18 protein-coding genes are annotated in these 16152 nt (G+C 63.5%); 12 read left to right on the plus strand and 6 right to left on the minus strand.

Annotation, left to right across the window (positions count from 1 at the left end):
- Nucleotides 1-28: 28 nt before the first annotated feature.
- Nucleotides 29-1237: an ABC transporter substrate-binding protein gene (locus VOM14_RS01795; RefSeq protein ID WP_327626944.1), complete on the plus strand. Its 1209-nt coding sequence runs from the start codon at nt 29-31 to the stop codon at nt 1235-1237.
- Nucleotides 1238-1303: 66 nt separating this feature from the next.
- Here the strand turns inward: VOM14_RS01795 and VOM14_RS01800 are convergent, their stop codons facing one another.
- Nucleotides 1304-1555: a hypothetical protein gene (locus VOM14_RS01800; protein WP_327626945.1), complete on the minus strand. Its 252-nt coding sequence runs from the start codon at nt 1553-1555 to the stop codon at nt 1304-1306.
- A gap of 149 nt (nt 1556-1704) precedes the next feature.
- Between VOM14_RS01800 and VOM14_RS01805 the strand changes: the two genes are divergently transcribed.
- Nucleotides 1705-2274 (plus strand): DUF6496 domain-containing protein, encoded by a 570-nt coding sequence (locus VOM14_RS01805; protein ID WP_327626946.1) that lies wholly within the window; start codon nt 1705-1707, stop codon nt 2272-2274.
- Nucleotides 2275-2410: 136 nt separating this feature from the next.
- Here the strand turns inward: VOM14_RS01805 and VOM14_RS01810 are convergent, their stop codons facing one another.
- Nucleotides 2411-3739 (minus strand): aspartate aminotransferase family protein, encoded by a 1329-nt coding sequence (locus VOM14_RS01810; RefSeq protein ID WP_327626947.1) that lies wholly within the window; start codon nt 3737-3739, stop codon nt 2411-2413.
- 229 nt (nt 3740-3968) lie between these two features.
- Here VOM14_RS01810 and VOM14_RS01815 point away from each other — a divergent pair, with 229 nt between their 5' ends.
- Nucleotides 3969-5390 carry an aminotransferase-like domain-containing protein gene (locus VOM14_RS01815; protein WP_327626948.1) on the plus strand — a complete coding sequence of 474 codons (1422 nt, stop codon included), beginning with the start codon at nt 3969-3971 and terminating at the stop codon, nt 5388-5390.
- A gap of 22 nt (nt 5391-5412) precedes the next feature.
- On the opposite strand, the gene VOM14_RS01820 is transcribed toward VOM14_RS01815, so the two are convergent.
- Nucleotides 5413-6039 carry a LysE family translocator gene (locus tag VOM14_RS01820; RefSeq protein WP_327626949.1) on the minus strand — a complete coding sequence of 209 codons (627 nt, stop codon included), beginning with the start codon at nt 6037-6039 and terminating at the stop codon, nt 5413-5415.
- A gap of 346 nt (nt 6040-6385) precedes the next feature.
- Here VOM14_RS01820 and VOM14_RS01825 point away from each other — a divergent pair, with 346 nt between their 5' ends.
- The gene (locus VOM14_RS01825; RefSeq protein WP_327627404.1) at nt 6386-6694 is read left to right on the plus strand and encodes a hypothetical protein; all 309 of its coding nucleotides are present in this window, start codon (nt 6386-6388) and stop codon (nt 6692-6694) included.
- A gap of 38 nt (nt 6695-6732) precedes the next feature.
- On the opposite strand, the gene VOM14_RS01830 is transcribed toward VOM14_RS01825, so the two are convergent.
- Nucleotides 6733-7605: an endonuclease/exonuclease/phosphatase family protein gene (locus tag VOM14_RS01830; protein WP_327626950.1), complete on the minus strand. Its 873-nt coding sequence runs from the start codon at nt 7603-7605 to the stop codon at nt 6733-6735.
- A gap of 219 nt (nt 7606-7824) precedes the next feature.
- Here VOM14_RS01830 and VOM14_RS01835 point away from each other — a divergent pair, with 219 nt between their 5' ends.
- The 3 genes from VOM14_RS01835 (at nt 7825) to VOM14_RS01845 (ending at nt 9585) form a co-directional block, all read left to right on the plus strand.
- A complete protein-coding gene (locus VOM14_RS01835; protein WP_327626951.1) occupies nt 7825-8271 on the plus strand; it encodes an SRPBCC family protein in 447 nt (148 codons plus the stop codon).
- A 131-nt stretch (nt 8272-8402) separates the two neighbouring features.
- Nucleotides 8403-9197 (plus strand): protein-L-isoaspartate(D-aspartate) O-methyltransferase, encoded by a 795-nt coding sequence (locus tag VOM14_RS01840; RefSeq protein WP_327626952.1) that lies wholly within the window; start codon nt 8403-8405, stop codon nt 9195-9197.
- Nucleotides 9198-9249: 52 nt separating this feature from the next.
- Complete coding sequence (locus VOM14_RS01845) at nt 9250-9585, plus strand: DUF190 domain-containing protein (protein ID WP_327626953.1); 336 nt, start codon at nt 9250-9252, stop codon at nt 9583-9585.
- Between the two features lie 72 nt (nt 9586-9657).
- Here VOM14_RS01845 and VOM14_RS01850 read toward each other — a convergent pair whose 3' ends face one another.
- A complete protein-coding gene (locus VOM14_RS01850; protein ID WP_327626954.1) occupies nt 9658-10074 on the minus strand; it encodes an organic hydroperoxide resistance protein in 417 nt (138 codons plus the stop codon).
- A gap of 439 nt (nt 10075-10513) precedes the next feature.
- On the opposite strand from VOM14_RS01850, the gene VOM14_RS01855 reads away from it, so the two are divergent.
- The 5 genes from VOM14_RS01855 (at nt 10514) to VOM14_RS01875 (ending at nt 14281) form a co-directional block, all read left to right on the plus strand.
- Complete coding sequence (locus VOM14_RS01855) at nt 10514-11545, plus strand: alpha/beta hydrolase (protein WP_327626955.1); 1032 nt, start codon at nt 10514-10516, stop codon at nt 11543-11545.
- Nucleotides 11546-11702: 157 nt separating this feature from the next.
- Nucleotides 11703-12074 (plus strand): GFA family protein, encoded by a 372-nt coding sequence (locus tag VOM14_RS01860; protein ID WP_327626956.1) that lies wholly within the window; start codon nt 11703-11705, stop codon nt 12072-12074.
- Nucleotides 12071-12193 carry a hypothetical protein gene (locus VOM14_RS01865; RefSeq protein WP_327626957.1) on the plus strand — a complete coding sequence of 41 codons (123 nt, stop codon included), beginning with the start codon at nt 12071-12073 and terminating at the stop codon, nt 12191-12193. The genes VOM14_RS01860 and VOM14_RS01865 overlap by 4 nt, the downstream gene beginning before the upstream one ends.
- 7 nt (nt 12194-12200) lie before the next feature.
- The gene (locus VOM14_RS01870) at nt 12201-12941 is read left to right on the plus strand and encodes a response regulator (RefSeq protein ID WP_327626958.1); all 741 of its coding nucleotides are present in this window, start codon (nt 12201-12203) and stop codon (nt 12939-12941) included.
- Entirely contained in the window at nt 12938-14281 is a 1344-nt protein-coding gene (locus VOM14_RS01875; protein WP_327626959.1) for an ATP-binding protein, read from the plus strand. The genes VOM14_RS01870 and VOM14_RS01875 overlap by 4 nt, the downstream gene beginning before the upstream one ends.
- Nucleotides 14282-14413: 132 nt before the next feature.
- Here the strand turns inward: VOM14_RS01875 and VOM14_RS01880 are convergent, their stop codons facing one another.
- Entirely contained in the window at nt 14414-16117 is a 1704-nt protein-coding gene (locus VOM14_RS01880) for a hypothetical protein (protein ID WP_327626960.1), read from the minus strand.
- Between the last annotated feature and the right edge of the window lie 35 nt (nt 16118-16152).

The following is a 16152-nucleotide window of genomic DNA, read 5'->3' on the forward strand; positions in this document are numbered from 1 at the left end:
CCGCAATCCCTTTGATACGGAGAAACGCATGACCACGCGCGCAGGATGGATCTCTCGCCTTACGCTATCGACGGTTCTGTCGCTCGCCGCTTTCGGCGCGAACGCCCAGCAGACCATCAAGATCGGGGAAATCAACAGCTACAAGGCGCAGCCGGCCTTTCTCGGGCCCTACAAGAACGGCTGGAATCTGGCGCTCGACCAGATCAATGCCGCGGGCGGCGTGCTCGGCAAGAAGCTCGAAGTGGTTTCGCGCGATGACAACGGCAATCCCGGCGACACGATTCGCGTGGCCCAGGAACTGATTGCGCGCGAGCAGGTGCAACTGCTGTTCGGCGGCTTCCTGTCGAACACCGGCCTTGCGCTCACCGACTTCGCGAAACAGAAAAAGATTTTCTTCCTCGCCGCCGAACCGTTGACCGACAAGATCGTCTGGGCCGACGGCAACAAATATACGTACCGTCTGCGGCCTTCCACGTATATGCAGGTCGCGATGCTCGTGCCCGACGCGGCCAAACTGAAGAAGAAGCGCTGGGCGCTCGTCTATCCGAACTATGAGTACGGGCAATCGGCGGTCGCGACGTTCAAGAAGCTCTTGAGCGCCGCGCAGCCCGACGTGCAGTTCGTCGCCGAACAGGCCACGCCGCTCGGCAACGTGGATGCGGGCGCGGTCACGCAGGCCATCGCCGACGCGAAGCCCGACGCGATTTTCAACGTGCTGTTCGGCGCCGATCTCGGCAAGTTCGTGCGCGAGGGCAACACGCGCGGCCTCTTCAAGGACCGCACTGTCGTGTCGCTGCTGACGGGCGAGCCGGATTATCTCGACCCGTTGGGCGCCGAGGCGCCGACCGGCTGGATCGTGACGGGCTACCCGTGGTATTCGATCGATACGCCCGCGAACAAGAAGTTCGTCGACGCCTATCAGGCCAGGTATCACGACTATCCGCGGCTCGGCTCGGTGGTCGGCTACTCGGCGCTGATGTCGATTGCGGCCGGCATCAAAAAGGCGGGTTCCACCGATACCGACAAGCTCGCGGCGGCGTTCAAGGGTCTGGGCGTGGACACGCCGTTTGGGCCGATCACGTATCGCGCGCAAGACAATCAGTCGACCATGGGCGCTTACGTCGGCGTGACCGGTGTGAAGGACGGCAAGGGCGTGATGACGTCGTATCGCTATATCGACGGCGCGAGCGTGCAGCCAACGGACGCCGAGGTGAAGAAGCTGCGGGCCGCCGAATAAGTTTGCGCGAGCCAGGGGCGCCGCCCGGTTGGCCAGGCATCCGGCCAGGCGGCGCGCAAAAAAGCGCTATTCCTCCGCGTCGTGCTCGGCCACGAAGCGTTTCAGATAAGCCAGCACGGCGGCTTCGCCCGCGCGATGGTCCGCGGTGCTTTTCGACCCGGCATTCTCCTCATCGCCGAACAGGGACGGCGGCGCGTCGTGCACGTCCACTTCCTGTCCTTCGCGAAAAATGCGGATCTCGTGGACCTCTTCGACGTATTCGGCAATCCAGTGCACGCCTTCGATATGCGTACCCGCGCGCACAGTTAGGGTCTTCATGGATGTCTCCCGTTCTGGCCGGACAAGCGCCGGCCCTTGCCCACACCATACGCCGTCCACGGGACGGGCGCGAGTCCCCGGCAGATCGTTGCGAGCCCCGGCACAGGCATTGCTGAACGATAGACGCCACAGCCAACAGGAGAACCAGCATGCCCGAAAAGAAAACGCTCAAGCGTGCCGAGGCCGACAAGCGCGCCGGCAAGTCGGCGAGCACGCAAGCAGGAGAGTTCGTCAAGGAACAGGTGGACAAGGTGCGCGCCGGCAAACATGGCGTGCGCTCGGCGAAGCAGGCGATTGCGATCGGCCTGTCAGAAGCGCGTCGCGCGGGCGTCGATTTGAAGCCGCCGAAGAAGGGCGCGACGAGCGAGGCCACGCGCAAGAAAGCCGAGAAAGATAGCGCGGCGGGGAAGAAGACGGCCGCGAAGAAAACGGCTGCGAAGAGCACTGCTGCGAAGAAAACCGCCGTGAAGAAAACCGCCAGCAAGGAATCCACGGCCAAACGCTCACGTGTCAGCACCAATGTGCTGAAGCGCGAAAGCACGGCGGGCGCATCGCCTTCGGCTATGTCGAAGCAGGCGAAATCGGCGGCGGCCAAACGCCCGGCGGCGAGCCGCTCAGCCGCAGCCAGGAAAGCCGCCACGACGAAGGGAGCGGCCGGCCGTTCAGCCGCAGCCAAAAAGGCCGCGCAGACGCGGGCTGCACGCGCGCATCATCGTTGAAGCATGGGGCGTTGGCGTGCGCAGCGACGCCTGAAGGCGCGGCGGCGTACGAGCAGCAAGGCACCAGCAAGGCACCAGCAAAGCATCAGCAAAGCGGCACGCGAACCGCGCGCCGCTTTTGCCTTGCCTCTGCGTGTTACTGCACGGTCGCCAGCACGTCGCCGACCGTCTTGAAGAGGTGCGCGATCTGCGCTTCGTCGATGATGAGCGGCGGCGAAAACGCCAGGATGTCACCGGTAAAGCGCACCAGCACGCCCGCCTCGAAGCATTTGACGAACGCCTCGTAAGCGCGCGCGCCCGGCGCGCCGTCGCGCGATTCGAGTTCGATGCCCGCGATCATGCCGAGGTTGCGAATGTCCTTCACGTGCTTCGCGCCGCGCAGCGAGTGGGCGGCGGCCTCGAAGGTCGGTGCGAGCGCGGCGGCGCGCTCGAACAAACCTTCGCGTCGATACAGATCGAGCGTGGCGACGGCGGCTGCGGCGGCGGCCGGATGCGCCGAGTACGTGTAGCCGTGAAACAGCTCGATGGCGCCTTGCGCGCCGGCGTTGACGATCGTGTCGTGCACCGTTCGGCTCGCCGCGACCGCGCCCATCGGGATTGCCGCGTTGTTGATCGCCTTGGCCATCGTGATGAGGTCGGGCGTGACGCCGAAATATTCGCTCGCCGTGGCCTTGCCGACGCGGCCAAAGCCGGTGATCACCTCGTCGAAAATCAGCAGGATGCCGTGCTTCGTGCAGATTTCGCGCAGCTTCTGCAAATAGCCTTGTGGCGGAATCAGCACGCCCGTCGAGCCGGCGACCGGTTCGACGATCACCGCCGCGATCGTCGATGCATCGTGAAGCGTGACGATGCGCTCCAGATCTTCGGCGAGATGCGCGCCCCAGGCCGGCTGACCCTTCGAGAACGCGTTGTGTTCGAGATTGTGCGTGTGCGGCAGATGATCGACCGAAGGCAGCAACGCGCCCGAAAAAGTCTTGCGATTCGGCGCGATGCCGCCAACCGAAATGCCGCCGAAGCCCACGCCGTGATAACCGCGCTCGCGGCCGATCAGACGCGTGCGCTGCGCCTCGCCGCGCGAGCGGTGGTACGCGAGCGCGATTTTCAGCGCGGTATCGACCGATTCCGAACCCGAGTTCGTGAAGAAAATGCGATCGAGCCCCGCCGGCATCAGTTCGGCGACCCTGGTGGCCGCTTCGAATGCGAGCGGGTGGCCCATCTGGAAAGTCGGCGCGAAGTCGAGCGTGGAGAGTTGCTGCGTGATCGCGGCGACGATCTCGTCGCGGCCATGTCCCGCGTTGACACACCATAGACCCGCACAGCCGTCGAGCACTTCGCGGCCGTCCGAGCTGCGGTAATACATGCCTTTCGCCGATTCCAGCAGGCGCGGCGCGGCCTTGAACTGGCGGTTCGCGGTGAAGGGCATCCAGAAAGACGACAGATCGTCGATGACGGGGCGCGAAGTCATGGTTTCTCCTCGAAGTGTTTTCCAGCGGACTTTCGTTGGGGGCAACCCCAAGGGTGCTTCCTCCGGGGCGTAGCCAAAACTGTAGCGTTCGCGGTTTAATGGCGGCATAAACAGTTGAGGCAGTGTCGCGCTAACTGTGTTGGTGGATTGGCGCTAACTGTGCCGGTGACGCGATGCGAACAGGCGTGTCGAACCGGCGTGTAAAACAGCGGCTTCTTCTTCCAGACTCATGATCGAATTGAATCTCGCGCGCGGCCGGCGCGCCGCGCCCACGCTGGTGGAGCAGGTCGTGCAAGGCTTCGCGCAGGCCATCGAGGCGCAGTCGCTGCGCGCGGGCGCGCTGCTGCCCTCGGTGCGGCAACTCGCGCAGAGCCACGAATTGAGCACCTTCACGGTCACGGAGGCGTACAACCGTCTGGTGTCGATGGGGCTCGTGGTCGCGCGGCGCGGTTCCGGTTATCGCGTGGCGACGCGCTCGACCTCGGCGCGCGCCGCCGTGACCGACTGGCAGCCGCCGAGTCTCACCGCAACATGGCTGCTGTCCGACGTTTTTGCCGATCATTCGGTGCCGATCAAGGCGGGCGGCGGCTGGCTGCCGAACGAGTGGATCAACGAGTCCGGTCTCCAGCATGCGCTGCGCGCGATGAGCCGCGTGCCCGCCGCGCGGCTCGGCGATTACGGTCATCCCTACGGCTTCGCGCCGCTGCGCGAGCGGATCGCCGAACAGCTCGACCGGCGCGGCCTGCCCGTCGACGTGTCCAACGTGCTGCTCACGCAAGGCGCGACGCAAGGGCTCGACCTGATCGTGCGCACGCTGCTGCGCGCGGGCGACGCGGTGATCGTCGAAGATCCGGGCTACTGCAATCTGTTGCAGATTCTCAAGCTCGCCGGGCTCGTCGTGCTTGGCGTGCCGCGCACGCCGGCGGGCGTCGATACGGATGTGCTCGAAGCGCTCGTCGCGCAACACAAGCCGAAGGCGATCTTCGTCAACACGACGCTGCAGAATCCGACCGGCGCGACCTTCGGCATGTCGGCGGCGTTCCGCTTGTTGCAGATCGCCGAGCGGCAGCGCATGTGGGTGATCGAGGACGACGTGAGCCGCGAGCTTGCGCCTTCCGGCGCGCCGCTTTTCGCCGCGCTGGAAGGCTTGCGGCGCGTGCTGTATGTCAGCGGTTTTTCGAAGACGGTGACGCCGGGGCTGCGCTGCGGCTATGTGGTCGCGGAGCACGCGGTGCTGCGCGAACTGGCGCGCACGAAGATGGCGGTGGGATTGACGTCTTCGGAGGCGATCGAGCGGATCGTCGATAAAGTGCTGCTCGAAGGGCGCTATGCGCGTCACGTGGAAGCGGTGAACGAGCGGCTCAAGCTCGCGCATGCAACCGTGGAGGAGCGGCTCGATTCGCTCGGGCTCGAAGTGTTTCATCGCCCGCGAGCGGGGCTTTTCCTGTGGGCGCGCTTGCCGATCGAGCCGGCGCGCGCCGGCGAGGTGGCGACCGCCGCGCTCGCGCACGGCATCTGGCTCGCGCCCGGCTCCTACTTCCGCCCCGACGACGCGCCGAGCGCGTGGTTCCGCTTGAATGCGCCTTATTCGACCGACGACGCGCTATGGCGCTTCATCGAACGAGTGGGGCGCGGCGCGATCCAGGCGTAGACGAGGCGCGCTCAAGGCGCGCTCAGGCGCCGCCGTGGCCGAGCAGCTTCAGCGCGATCGGATAGAGCGACAGCACGAGCAGCAGCGCCATCGCGATGTTGAACAGGCGCAGACGTTTCGGGTCGGACAGCACGCGTCGCATCGCGGTGCCGAAACCCGCCCACAGGCAGATGCACGGAAAGCCGATCACATAGAACACCACCGCCATCGCCAGCGCGTTCATGCTGTAGCTCTCGCTCAGGTGGATTGTCGTGGCGGCGGTGAGCACCATCATCCACGCTTTCGGATTGACCCACTGGAACGCAATCGCTTCGTAGAACTTCATGGGCCGGCGCTCGCCCTTTTTGACTTTCATCTCGCCCGACGTGCCGATTTTCCACGCGAGATACAGCAGATACGCGACGCTCGCGACTTCGAGCACCGTGTACAGCACCGGAAAGTGCACGAAGGCTTCGCCGAGACCGATGCCGACCGACAGCATCAACAGCACCACGCCGACGCTGATGCCCGAAACATGCGGCAACGTGCGGCGAAAACCGAAGTTGACGCCCGAGGCGAGCAACATGGTGTTGTTCGGACCGGGCGTGATGCTGGTGACGAGCGCGAACAGAATGCCGGCGGGCAGCGCGCTGAGCGTGAGATAAGACATGGCGGGCTCCGTGTCCAGAAAGGGACATCGAGAGCATTCTAGCGAGCGTTGCCGGTACAGTACCGATACGCTTTCAGGGATGGTGCCCAGTACAGGATTCTGTCGCCCCATTGAAATTAAAGAACCCCGAGGACGCTGCCGTAATCCGGTTCACCTGGTAGGCTGATCCCTACCATGTGTGTGTTTGAAGAAGCACTTGGCCAACGCCGTTTATCCGGTGTTGGCTTTTTTTCGACGCAGCTTCCGGACGCGTCGCCGATTGCCGCTTTCTTCGGCGTTTCCACGGGTTATCGCCGTGGATGATCGTGCTACGATGGCCATTGCCAGGGTGCTGGGGGTAAATATCATGGCTACATTTGGTATCGACGCTGTGCGCATCGACCCTATGAACGACAGGATCACGCACGTGCGCTGGGCCGCTGTCGACCCGGCGACCCGTGAGTGGTCGTCGCCAACTTCAATCGCCGATGTGGGCCAGGTCGTGGACGCGATTCATCGCGGCGATGCTGTCTGGTCTCTGTTCACGCTCGGCGGAACGCGCTTTCTCGGACCGAAAATCATCGCCGTCTCGCACACCAATGGGCATGACGGAATCGACACCGACGTCCCCGACGGCCACGTCGAAAAATGCATTGACGACTTGCCGCGCATCTAGCGCGCGGGCTTCGCGTTCGACCTTGCCGGACTCGCCGTTCAGCGCAGCTCCAGCCACATCGGTTGATGGTCCGAGGAGCGGCTGTGGGCGTCCACCTCGCAGCTTGCCACGCGTGGCGTGAGATCTTCGGTGACGAAGATGAAATCGCACGCGAACGGGCCGTCCGGCCATTGCTCGTGATCGTACAGACCCACCGTTGCGGCGCGCGCGGCATGGCCGTGCGCGCGCGTCCACGCGTCGGTGAAGGCGGGCGCGTCGGGAATCGGGGCGAGCATCCTGCGATACGCGGAGGCTTCGAATGCGCTGTTGAAGTCGCCGCAGACAATTGCGCTCATGGGACGGCCGGTGTCCGCGAAAGGACTGTCCTGCTTTTCCGCCCGCGCGGGGCGGCGCGCGTGATCGCAGGCTTCCTTGTGCAGATCGCGCAGCCGCTCGACCTGCGCAAGCCGCTGCGCTTCGGAATAAAACTCCAGATGAGTGCTGATCACGCGCAGCGGTCCGACGTCGGTGTCGATCACCGCTTCGAGCGCGACGCGCAGCATCGAGGGCTTCGCGGGATCGGCGGTCCACGGCAGCGAATGGCGCAGTACCTGCCTGACCGGCAAACGCGTGGCGATCGCATTGCCGAACTGACGCCGGTGAGTGCCTGCGCGAGGCGACGGCAAATCCGAGCCGATCGCGTCGAGCACCGTCATGTCCGGCAGCAGCGCGGCGAGTTCGCTGAACTGATCGGCGGACGGGCCGCCTGCCAGTCCGCCCGCCGACTGCGGCCCATGAAAACCACGCGTCACTTCCTGCATGCATATGATGTCGAAATCGCACAGCGCGCGGGCCTCCCGCACGATGCGGGCGAGATCGACGCGACCATCCACGCCGCGCCCCCACTGAATGTTCCAGTCGACGAGCCGCATGATGTCCTCCCGCGAAAGCTGTCCTGGTAGTCTATCGCCGCAAGGGGGAATTGCGTTGACTTTGAAGAAGCCGCGATCACGGCGATACTTTGGACACCGGCAATTTTTTCCTGTCACACGATGTCGATTGGTGTGCGGCTGGTTCGTCGTTGAAGTGTGCGCGACGCGCACATCCGGCCCGCAGTTGTTCAACTCCACAAGCAAGAGGCGAGACTTACCATGACTACTGGAACCATCAAACTTCATCGCGTGTTGCGCGCGCCCCCGGAACGCGTTTATCGGGCATTTCTCGAACCGGATGCGCTCGCGAAATGGCTGCCGCCTTATGGATTCACTTGTCAGGTCCATCATTTCGAAGCGCGCGTGGGCGGCACCTACAAGATGTCGTTCCGCAACTTCGGCAGCGGGAACAGCCACTCGTTCGGCGGCGAATATGTGGAGCTCGTGCCCTCCGAAAAAATCCGCTACACCGACCGCTTCGACGACCCGAATCTGCCCGGTCAGATGTCGGCGACCATCACCTTCCGCAAGGTGTTGTGCGGGACCGAGGTCACGATTGTTCAGGAAGGCGTGCCGGAGGTGATTCCCGTGGAGATGTGCTATCTCGGCTGGCAGGAATCGCTGATGCAGCTGGCGAAGCTCGTCGAGCCCGAGATTCCCGACTGAGCAGCGCGCCCACTGCGACCTGCCGTTTTGCGCGTAGACTGAAATGAGCTGAAGCTGAGCTGATCGAGGCCACGTCTTCGCAACGCGCCGACCGTTGCGGGGCGCGCGCCGGCTGCAGGACGGAGGTGGCGATGACCGATTTCAACGAGGCCCGCGAGCGCATGGTCGAGTGGCAGATCGCGCGCCGCGGCATTGGCGATCCGCGGGTATTGGCCGCGATGCGGCGTGTGCCGCGCGAGGAATTCGTGTCCGAGGATCTTCGCGAGCTGGCGTATGAAGACCGGCCGCTGCCTATCGGCAATGAGCAGACCATTTCGCAGCCGGCCATCGTCGCGAAGATGATCGAGGCCGCGAAGCTGTGCCCGACCGACGTGGTGCTCGACGTCGGCACCGGATCGGGTTATGCCGCCGCCGTCGCCGCCGCCATCGCCGCGCATGTTTATTCGATCGAGCGGCACGCGGCGCTCGTCGACATGGCCCGCGAAATTCTCGCGCGGCTTTCCATTTCCAACGTCAGCGTGCATCTCGGCGACGGCACCACGGGCCTCCCCGAACACGCGCCGTACAACGCGATCATCGCGGCGGCGGGCGGCCCGCGCATTCCCGACGCGTGGCGCAGGCAGCTTGCCATCGGCGGCAGGATCGTCATGCCGGTTGGCCGCGACCGGCATTATCAACGCCTCATCAAACTGGTTCGCCGTGGCGAGGACGAGTACGAAAGCTCGTCACTCGGCGAAGTGAGCTTCGTGCCGCTGGTGGGCGCCGATGCGTGGCCTGCTCCCGACGCCGAGCCGCACGACGCCGGCGGCGGTGGCGGTGGCGGCGGTGATGGCGGCGGCGATATGAGCCGTGGAGTCCGCCGGCGTCCTTGTCCCATGAGCGCCGCCGACGCCGCGTGCCGGCTACGTTTCCTGTCACTGTCCTGAAACGCATCGCATGGCGTCGCATTGCATCGCATCACACCGAGGAGGCCTCGACATGAACGGCTACCAGATCACCTTTTTCACCCAGCACGACCGCCGTCATCACGGCAAGCCGCTGGCCGACTGGCTCGTGCATCTTGCCAGCGAACTGGGTCTGCGCGGCGCGACCGTGATACCGGCAAGCGAGGGAATCGGACATCGCCACCGGATGCATTCCGCGCATTTTTTCGAACTCGCGGATCAGCCGTTGTCGGTCATGATGGCCGTGACGAACGAAGAAGCGCGCACATTGTTCGAGCGGCTGCGCGCCGAGGGCGTGCATCTGTTCTATGTGAAGACAGCCGTGGAATTCGGCGTGATCGGCGATGACAGTGGCAACCTCAAAACCTGAACGCGCGAACACGACGACGCCGGATTCCGCGAAGGCGTACCGGCGTCGTTGAGCTACGTGATTGCGGCGAGCTTAAACAACCGTGATAAGCACATCGATATTGCCGCGCGTGGCCTTCGAATAAGGACACGTTTGATGCGCCATATCAGTCAACGTCCGCGCCGTGTCGCGCTCGATGCCCGGCAAGCTCACATTCAGCCGCGCCTGCAGAAAGTAGCCGCTGTCGTTCATGGCGAGATCGATTTCCGCATCGACGGCTGTCTCTGAAGGCAACGCGATGTGCAGCTTCTTCGCGGCAAGACCCATCTCGCCGATGAAGCACGCGGACCATCCGGCAGCCAGCATCTGTTCCGGATTCGTGCCGGTAGCCGAAGCGCCCGGAGAACCGAGCTTGACGTCGAGGCGGCCATCGGCGCTGCGCGACGCGCCATCGCGTCCGCCGGTGGTGTGAGTCTTGCCTGTGTACAGCACTTTGTCTGATTGGCTCATGATCGGTATCCAGTGATGAAATGAGTGAGAGTGTCGTGATCCAGCAGACGGTTAGCCACGTTTATCGAGCTATCCGGAATGTATTGCCCGGAATCCGTCGTTGATGCATTAGAACCGCGCCGCGTATCTCGCTTGTGTCTGGAAAGAAGCCGATTGCAATGCTGTGTATCTATTCGAGCCGCCTATACAGTGCGATACAAATGCGCAGCAAGGCGGGAATAACTCATCGCGCGGCGCTGTTTCATTGATGTGCCGCTGCTTTGTGTCGCAATGTATCCGCGCCGCGCGGCGGTACGTTTCGTTGCACTCGCGCCATTGCGCGACATAAGCCTGATACGTCCACCGGTTCTAATGGCTTCACGCCAGTACACGGCGAACTTACCGGAGCGCAAACTGCGTGTTGCGCGGACAGAGCTTCTGCACGCAAAGGAGAATAAGCATGTCGGAGAGAATCGATACGCGCCGTCGTCGTCTGCTGGGAACCACCGTTGCGGGCATCGGCCTGATGCAGTTGGGACTGAGCGGAATGGCCAACGCGCAGTCGAGCAACACGAAAACGGCTATACGTACCCCTTCGTTTGCAAATATCCGGCAGATCGACGCCGGCGCGCTCAATGTCGGCTATGCAGAAGAAGGACCGCGCCATGGCCCGGTCGTGATTCTGCTGCACGGCTGGCCGTACGACATTGACAGCTTCGCCGAAGTCACGCCGCTGCTCGTTGCCGCCGGCTATCGCGTGATCGTGCCGTACCTGCGCGGCTACGGCTCCACGCGTTTTCTTTCCGCCGAGACTCCACGCAACGGACAACAAGCGGTTGTCGCCGTCGACATCGTCGCGTTCATGGATGCATTGAAGATCGACAAGGCTATCTTCGGCGCTTTCGATTGGGGCGCGCGCACGGCGAACATCATCGCGGCGTTGTGGCCCGAGCGATGCGCGGCGCTGGTATCCGTGAGCGGCTATCTGATAGGCAGTCAGGCAGCGAACCGCGCGCCCTTGCCGCCCAACGCGGAACTCGCCTGGTGGTATCAGTTTTATTTCGCCACCGAGCGCGGCGCAGCCGGTTACGAAGCGAATCGCCACGACTTCAACAAACTGATCTGGCGCACGGCATCGCCGAAATGGAATTTCGACGACGCAACCTTCGAGCGTTCCGCGCAATCGTTCAACAACCCGGACCACGTGGCGGTCGTGATACACAACTACCGCTGGCGTCTCGGACTCGCGCAGGGCGAACCGCAATACGACGAACTCGAACAACGCCTCGCGATGGCGCCGGTCATTTCGGTCCCGACCATCACCATGGAAGGCGATGCAAACGGCGCGCCGCATCCCGATCCGGCCGCGTACGCGAAGAAGTTCACGGGCAAGTATGCGCATCGCAATGTGAGCGGCGGCGTTGGCCACAACCTGCCGCAGGAAGCGCCGAAAGCATTCGCGGACGCGATCGTCGATGTGGCGCGTCTTTAACGCGCATCTTTAACGCGCATCTTTAACGCGCATCTCTAACGCGCGGCCAACGCGCCGGTGCAATGTTTTGTGTCAGGTGCAGGCGCAGATACATTGCGACATAAAACGAAAGCCGCCGCACGTTATAAAGCAGGCATTGCCATCACGGAGGATTCAGATGAAAGCCGATTTGCTAAAAGGCTCTTGCCACTGCGGGGCCGTCCAGTTCGAAGTGCGTACCGCCGTTGTGCCCGCCGCGCGCTGCAATTGCAGCTTGTGCCGGCGCAGGGGCGCTTTGATGTCGCCGCCGTTCGAGGCCGGTGAATTGACCATCACTCAAGGCGAGGACGCGTTGACGCTCTATCAGTTCAACACGCGCGTGGCGAAGCATTTCTTCTGCAAGCATTGCGGTATTTATCCGTTTCATCAAATGCGTAAAGATCCAAAACTGTGGCGCGTCAATATCGGTTGCCTGGAAGGGATCGATCCGTATACGCTGGAAGCCGGACTTTCCGACGGCGCGAGTCTTTCCATCGTGGAGGGCGCATGAGGCGGCTACTGGCGATCATCGCGTTCATCGCGGGCGGCGCGGCTGCGGAACTGGCGCATCCGGTGCAGTGTTCAATGCTGAATACCCGCCGCGTGCAGATGAAACGACACAAGAGATGATCCATCGATGGACACGATCGACCACGTACTGATCGTCGACGACGATCGCGGCATCCGCGAACTGATCGCCGGCTACCTGGAAAAAAGCGGCATGCGCGTTTCGCTCGCGGCGAACGGACGGCAGATGCGCGCCGCGCTCGAACAGGGCGCGCCCGACCTGATCGTGCTCGATCTGATGATGCCCGGCGAAGACGGTCTCGTGCTGTGCCGCGAGCTGCGCGCCGGCAAATTCCGCGCGGTGCCCGTTCTGATGCTGACCGCGCGCAACGAGGAAGCGGACCGCATCCTCGGTCTGGAAATGGGCGCCGACGACTATCTGCCGAAGCCCTTCGCCGTGCGCGAATTGCTCGCGCGCATTCGCGCGGTGCTGCGCCGCGCGCGCATGCTGCCGCCCGGCATGCAGGTGACGGAAACCGCGCAAATGCTGGGCTTCGGCGATTGGCGGCTCGACACCACGGCGCGCCATCTGCTCGACCCGGAAGGAACGATGGTCGCGTTGAGCGGCGCCGAGTATCGACTGCTGCGTGTGTTTCTCGATCATCCGCAGCGGGTGCTGACGCGCGATCAACTGCTCAATCTGACGCAAGGCCGTCAGGCGGATCAATTCGACCGCTCCATCGACCTGATGGTGAGCCGCTTGCGCCAGCGTTTGCGCGACGTCGCGCGCGAACCGCGTTACATCAAGACGCTGCGCAGCGAAGGCTATGTGTTCTCGGCGGCTGTTCATGTGGTCGGGGATCAGCCATGAAATTGCTTCTTTCGCTGCACTGGCCGCGCACGCTGTTCGCGAGATTGACGGTGATCCTGTTCGTGGGGCTCGCGTCGGCGCAGGCGTTGTCGTTCTGGCTCACCATGACCGAACGCGACCAGACCATGACCAACGTGATGATGGGCTACATCGAGCGCGAGGTGGCCAGTTCGGTCGCGCTGCTCGATCATCTGCCCGCGGGCGAACGCGCTCAATGGTTGCCGCGCCTCGCGCGGCGCAGCTACGAATTCATCCTCGGGCCCGGCGTGAGCGGCGGTCCCGTGGACGCGGATCTGTCAGCACGCGTCGCGCGCTCCATTTCCGAAGGCATCGGCACCCACTACCCGCTGACGGTGAATGCCGTGCCCGGCGACAGTGAGCGCTTGCAGGTTCACCTGAAGCTGACGGACGGCACGCCGCTCACCATCGACATGCGTCCTATGTCCGGCGCGCCGCTGTCGCGCTGGTTGCCGCTCGTGTTGTTCGTGCAGCTCGCCGTGCTGCTCGGCTGTTGCTGGCTGGCGGTGCGCACGGCCACGCGGCCCTTGCATGAGCTGGCCGTCGCCGCCGACGCGCTCGGCCCCGATCTCAAGGCGGCGCGTCTTCGCGAGAGCGGACCTTCGGAAGTCGCGCGCGCCGCGCGCGCGTTCAACGCGATGCAGGAACGCATTGCGATGTACATCACCGAGCGCATGCAGATTCTCGCGGCCATTTCGCACGATCTGCAAACGCCGATCACGCGCATGCGCTTGCGAGTCGACATGATGGACGCCGAGTCGGAAGGCGCGAAACTGCGGCAGGATTTGCAGGAGATGGAAGCGCTCGTGAAAGAGGGCGTCACGTATGCGCGCACGCTGCACGGCGCGACGGAGTTGCCGTGCCGCATCGATCCCGACGCGCTGTTCGACAGCCTCGTCTGCGATTACGTGGATGCCGATCAGGCCGTGTCGCTGCAGGGCCGCTTCGGCATGCCGCTCATGACGCGGCCGCAGGCGTTGCGGCGCATTGTCGGCAATCTGGTGGATAACGCGCTGAAGTTCGGCGGCGCGGCCGAACTTCAGATCGCCGTGCTGCCCGACGGGCAGGCCACGATCTCCGTGCTCGACCGCGGTCCCGGCATTCCCGCCGATTCGCTCGAAGATGTGTTTCAGCCGTTCTACCGGCTCGAAGCATCGCGTAACCGTCAGACCGGCGGAACCGGTCTCGGCCTCGCCATTGCGCGTCAGCTCGCGCTCGCCATGGACGCCACGCTCGCGCTTCATAACCGCGCAGGCGGCGGCCTGGAAGCGAGGCTTACGTTGCGCAACGTGGTGAAGGCCGAGCCTGTAGCGGCGCAGTAAAGACCATGAGCGCCCCGTTTGTTCCGTTCGCTCCGTTCACTCCGTTTGCCCCGTTTGCCCCGTTTGCCACGCGAGCCGCCGTGCCTTGACCGGCGGCCTGGTTAATGGACTGCGCGCGCCTCGTCGCAGCCGTCACGAGCCATCGCGTTTCAATACCAGCAGTTCCCTTCGGAAGGGCGGCAGCCAGCCTTCGGCGTCGGCGCTCGCGACGATGCGATAACCGTCGCGCGGCTTGAACTGCACGATGTATTCGTCGTCATGCACCCACCAGAAGCTCTTCGACGCGGAGACGACATACGCCGGGTCGTACATATGCAGACCGTTGAACTCGAAGCCGCCGTCGATACGCTCCGGTGCCACGCCCTCGGCGGCGAGTTGTTGAAGAAGCTGCCAGCGCGCGCGATTCCAGTTCATATAGTCGTGCGTGCCGGCCACGGAAAACGCGCACATGTAGAGCAGCGTGAGGGTCGAGATGAAATTGATCGATTGCGCGGACCACCGCCGTTGGGGCGCCGAGGTTGCTTCGGCGCGCCCTTCGAGCATGATCAAGGCAATCAGCAGGAAAGTCGGCGGCATCAGATAGCGGTCGTAGTAGCTGATCGCCATGATGGGCCCGAGATACGCGCACACGCCGATCAGCACGAAGACACGCAGGCTCGTCGCGGCGTCGATCTGGCGGGCGCGGAAGTTCGCGACAATCGTGCGGATCGTCAGGCCCACGTCGAGCAGAAGCAGAATGCCGCCGACCGCCGCGAGAAACGTGATCGAGATCCAGAATGCAGCCGGAAGCGCCGCAAGGTTTCCGTTGTCCGCATCGTGCATGAGAACGGGACCGAGGCCGCTGGCTTGCACGATGTTCGTGGCCACCGGCATGAAGTGATGAAAGGCGACCATCGCGACAAACCACGCGAGTGCAATGATCGCGGCGACCATCAACAAGCTCTTGCCGAGCGTCACGCTTGCATATTCGCGGACGATTGCGGGCAGACGCCACATCAGCACCGGAAACAGGAACCAGCCAAGATACGCGAGCGCGCGGCGCACGTTTTGCAGCACGCCGATAACAAACGTGATCGGCGAAGCGAGTTGCCTGAAAAGTACTTCGGAAGGCTTTCCATACAGAGCCGGTGTTGCGTGACGCGCGTTCAGCCATGCATCGAATGCATACAGTAATGCCATGCTCACGAGCAGGGTGGCAAGCGCGAGCGCGATTGCGCGCCAATCTTTTTTTCTCTCGACAATGAAGGCCGCGAGCATCGCTATCGGCAGAAAGAGCGCAAGCTGTCGCACCGACAAGGCGGCGATGGCGAAGACCATCGCCCACAACAGTCGGCCTGGTTGCCGCGCGACCAGATAGCGCCAGAAGAACAGCGTGGAGAACAGCGAAAGGGTCGCGAAGCCCACGTCGGTCATGAACGTATTCGCGAGATTGAGGTAGATCGGATTGAAGCCGAATAACACCATGGCGAAGGCCGTTTTGCGTCGATCGCAACCCAGCGCTTGCAGTAACGCGCAGAACGCGATGAGTCCGAGCGCGCCCGCGACGAGCGTCGCGATTCGCAATGCATTGAACGAGAAGCCCGACGGCAGACAGAACAACGCGCCCCAGAACACATGGCCGACGAGCGTCATCGAAGTCCAGCCGAGCGGCCTGAACTCTCCAGTTGCGAGCAGATGACGCACCGCGAGCGCGAACGACCAGTCGTCGTTCAGAGGAAAGTTGCCGAGCGGATTGATCACGGCCACAGCCACCATCCACAACACGATGGGCAGTGCGAGAACCGCGTGACCGGCGATGGAGCCGGCGGGGAGTCGAGGTGTAAAAGTAGCGGTCATATCCCTGTTGCCCGGTGCGCGCGCAAGGCCCGCGT

The sequence above is a fragment of the Paraburkholderia sp. MPAMCS5 genome (assembly GCF_036016995.1).
GTDB lineage: Bacteria > Pseudomonadota > Gammaproteobacteria > Burkholderiales > Burkholderiaceae > Paraburkholderia.

Coding starts and splice junctions, on each gene's coding strand:
- VOM14_RS01840 (WP_327626952.1), top strand. CDS start 8,403: ATGACCGATTTCAACGAGGCCCGCGAGCGCATGGTCGAGTGGCAGATC.
- VOM14_RS01800 (WP_327626945.1), bottom strand. CDS start 1,555: ATGAAGACCCTAACTGTGCGCGCGGGTACGCATATCGAAGGCGTGCAC.
- VOM14_RS01845 (WP_327626953.1), top strand. CDS start 9,250: ATGAACGGCTACCAGATCACCTTTTTCACCCAGCACGACCGCCGTCAT.
- VOM14_RS01835 (WP_327626951.1), top strand. CDS start 7,825: ATGACTACTGGAACCATCAAACTTCATCGCGTGTTGCGCGCGCCCCCG.
- VOM14_RS01880 (WP_327626960.1), bottom strand. CDS start 16,117: ATGACCGCTACTTTTACACCTCGACTCCCCGCCGGCTCCATCGCCGGT.
- VOM14_RS01810 (WP_327626947.1), bottom strand. CDS start 3,739: ATGACTTCGCGCCCCGTCATCGACGATCTGTCGTCTTTCTGGATGCCC.
- VOM14_RS01865 (WP_327626957.1), top strand. CDS start 12,071: ATGAGGCGGCTACTGGCGATCATCGCGTTCATCGCGGGCGGCGCGGCT.
- VOM14_RS01860 (WP_327626956.1), top strand. CDS start 11,703: ATGAAAGCCGATTTGCTAAAAGGCTCTTGCCACTGCGGGGCCGTCCAG.
- VOM14_RS01805 (WP_327626946.1), top strand. CDS start 1,705: ATGCCCGAAAAGAAAACGCTCAAGCGTGCCGAGGCCGACAAGCGCGCC.
- VOM14_RS01870 (WP_327626958.1), top strand. CDS start 12,201: ATGGACACGATCGACCACGTACTGATCGTCGACGACGATCGCGGCATC.
- VOM14_RS01855 (WP_327626955.1), top strand. CDS start 10,514: ATGTCGGAGAGAATCGATACGCGCCGTCGTCGTCTGCTGGGAACCACC.
- VOM14_RS01875 (WP_327626959.1), top strand. CDS start 12,938: ATGAAATTGCTTCTTTCGCTGCACTGGCCGCGCACGCTGTTCGCGAGA.
- VOM14_RS01820 (WP_327626949.1), bottom strand. CDS start 6,039: ATGTCTTATCTCACGCTCAGCGCGCTGCCCGCCGGCATTCTGTTCGCG.
- VOM14_RS01830 (WP_327626950.1), bottom strand. CDS start 7,605: ATGCGGCTCGTCGACTGGAACATTCAGTGGGGGCGCGGCGTGGATGGT.
- VOM14_RS01815 (WP_327626948.1), top strand. CDS start 3,969: ATGATCGAATTGAATCTCGCGCGCGGCCGGCGCGCCGCGCCCACGCTG.
- VOM14_RS01850 (WP_327626954.1), bottom strand. CDS start 10,074: ATGAGCCAATCAGACAAAGTGCTGTACACAGGCAAGACTCACACCACC.
- VOM14_RS01825 (WP_327627404.1), top strand. CDS start 6,386: ATGGCTACATTTGGTATCGACGCTGTGCGCATCGACCCTATGAACGAC.
- VOM14_RS01795 (WP_327626944.1), top strand. CDS start 29: ATGACCACGCGCGCAGGATGGATCTCTCGCCTTACGCTATCGACGGTT.